1 protein-coding gene is annotated in these 3,290 nt (G+C 56.4%); it reads left to right on the forward strand.

Annotated features, from left to right (window positions below):
• On the forward strand, positions 1 to 3,290 hold a 3,290-nt coding region (locus tag ABV409_RS16655; protein WP_353878759.1), incomplete at both ends, for a PQQ-dependent sugar dehydrogenase.

Consider the following 3,290-nt stretch of genomic DNA (forward strand, 5'->3'; position numbering starts at 1 on the left):
CAGTTGCCCAACGGAGCGGATGATTACCAACGTGTTGACGTTGTAACGGGTCTATCGAATTCGACGACCTTCAAGTTCCTTCCCGACGGTCGGATGTTGATTTTGGACCGCAACGGGGAGTTGGTGGTCTATCGTCCCGATACGCAGACCAAGGTCAGTGCCGGTACGATATCGGTATTCAGTGATTTGGAAGACGGTCTTATCGGGGTTGCGGTGGATCCTGATTTCACGAGCAACAACTACATTTATTTGCATTACAGTCCATCGGGTTTTGTGGGTAACCGGGTGAGTCGATTCACTATGGTGGGTGATGTTTTGGACATGGGCTCTGAGGCGGTTCTTTTACAATGGCCCACCCAGCGCAACAATTATTTCCATGCCGCTGGTGATATGGACTTCGATTCTGCGGGCAACCTATACATAGCCACGGGCGACAACTCGAACCATTCCGATTACGGTCTGTTCAACGAATCGGACCCTGACCAAAGTGCTGAGAACACGGCCTCGAACACGAACGACCTGAGAGGGAAGATCCTTCGGATTACCCCTGATGTCGGTGGTGGTCCGGTCGAGCACCCGAACTATACGATCCCAACGGGCAACCTGTTCACTCCCGGCACCCCCGGCACCCGTGATGAGATTTACGTAATGGGCGCTCGCAACCCGTACCGGATCTTCGTCGACAAGAACGCCACGGACTGGTTGTTCTGGGGTGAGGTTGGTCCTGACGCGAACCAAGACGGACCAAGCGGTGAAGGCCCCTTGGGTATGGACGAGATGAACCTTGTCAAGCAACCGGGCAACTACGGCTGGCCGTACTTTGCGGGCAACGGTGTGAACGACCCCGACACCCAGGGAGCTGGCGACGATTCGGCACTTTATGCGTACCAGGTTCCTTACGGTACGCCACCGTACTACAACGACCCTGCGAGCCCACAGAACACATCGGTACACAACACGGGGCTGACCTCGCTACCTGCGGCACAGCCTGCATGGATCGATTTCTTCCACCGGGCCTATATGGCCGGACCGCGTTACCATTATGACCCCGACGGCACGGACCCCCAGCGTCTGCCACAGGAGTTCGATGGTCGTTTCTTCTATTTCAACTTCGTGAACAGCCACGTATGGGCAGTGGCCATGGACGGAGACGGTAACATCACCAACAACGAACAGATGACGCTCCAGATCTTTCCATTCAGTGGGGATACGGACTTCATCGACATGCAATTGGGTCCAGACGACCACCTTTACATACTGGAGTACCGGGCTGGCAGCGGGGGCAAGGTGATCCGATTGGATTATACGGGAGAGGTGACCAACCGTTCGCCGATCGTATCGCTATCAGCCGACCCGACCAATGGTGCGCTACCGTTGACGGTGAACTTTTCGAGCGCCGGCACGAGCGACCCTGACGGAGACAGCCCATTGAGCTACGAATGGGATTTCGAGACCGACGGTACGGTCGATTCGACCGCTGAGAACCCGACCCACGTCTACACGGTGGCGGGCAATTATAACGTACAACTCCGCGTAAGCGACGGCAATGGGGGCGAAGGGGTTGCGAACCTGACGATCAACGCGGGCAATACCCTGGCCGACTTTACCTTCCGCTCCCCCTTGGAGGGCGGATTCTTCGACTGGAGCGACGACATCTCGCTGGACATCTTGGTGAGCGATGCCGAAGACGGCGATACCGACGGCAACCCGGGCACGGTGGGCAGCGGTATCGACTGCAATGACGTGGACGTACTTCCCGAACTGGGCCACTCGAACCACTCGCATGCCGATTTGACGATATCGGGCTGTGCCCAAGAGCTGAACCTTGACCCGCAAGGGCACAACATATCGGGTGACGCCGACCTGTTCTTCGTGATCGGAGTGGATTATACGGACCAGGGCGGTCTGACCTCTGACCGTAAGATCGAGATCTATCCTAAGCGCAACGAGGCGGAATTCCGTGATGGGGAGAGCGGTACGGAGATCATCAGCAATACCGACATCTGGGGCGGGGGCAGTGAGGCCGTCCGCGTTGATGCCGGTGGTTATATCTATTTCGAGGGGCGTAACCTGACCAATATCACTTCGGTACGTTATCGGGTTTCCTCGAGTGCGGCCGGCGGATCGATCGAGTTCAGGACGGGTTCCCCGACGGGCCCCGTACTTACGACCACCGCTGTACCGGATACCGGCGGCAGCGATGATTGGGTAGACGTAGAGAGCGCGATCAGCGATCCCGGCGGGATGAACGATCTATATTTCGTGTTCACGGGCAGTGGCACGGACATTTTCGACCTGAACTATGTGGAGTTCGTAGGCCCCGGGGTATCGGTAGACAACAGTGCACCGACGGTGAACGACGTGATGGCGGTGGGCCCGACGGAGGTATGGGCCGAATTTTCGGAATACGTCGATGCGGTCAGTGCTGTGGCGACCGGCAATTACGCGATCGACAACGGGATTACGGTGGTCTCGGCGAGCCTCCAGCCCGACGGGCGCACGGTATCGTTGACCACCAGTGCATTGAGCGCTGGCCAGAACTACGAACTGACGATATCTGGAGTCGAGAACCTAGCGGGGTTGAGCGTGGCCACGGGATCTTATGGCTTCACGATCGAAGACCCGGTACGGATCAACAGCGGCGGCGGCCAAGTGATCGCCGGCGGACAGATCTTCGCCGCCGACCAATACGCCACTGGGGGCAATACCTTTACGGATGGGGACCTTGAGATATCGGGTACTTCCGACGATGAACTATATCGCAGCGAGCGCTGGGGGGAGTTTACTTATGAAATCCCTGTTCCTGCCTCAGGCAACTTTGACATACGCTTGCATTTCGCCGAGATCTTCTTCGGTCAGCCGGGCGCTGGATCAGGAGGAGGAGAAGGTTCTCGGGTATTCGATGTTTCGATCGAGGGCAATGTGGTGTTGGACGACTTCGATATCCTATCGGAAGTCGCTACGGCGACCGCTCTGGTCAAGGAACTGAACAATATCAACATCACTGATGGATTTGCGACAATACAGTTCTTAGCCGAAGTAGGAAACCCAAAAATCACCGCTATAGAATTACTTCCAAATGGCGACGTGGTAGCTAGCCCCAACATATCAATAACGAATCCTACAAATGGAAGCGATGTGAACGACCCCTTCGACGTAGCTTTCCAGATCGAGAACTGGGAGATCGCGGTAGGGGGTACCCACATGCATTATTATGTCGACGGGGTAATGGTCGGCCCACATTACAGCTATGATCCGATTACCATATCGGGGCTTTCGTTGGGTCAGCA

The sequence above is a fragment of the Flagellimonas algarum genome, from assembly GCF_040513375.1.
Lineage (GTDB): Bacteria > Bacteroidota > Bacteroidia > Flavobacteriales > Flavobacteriaceae > Flagellimonas_B > Flagellimonas_B algarum.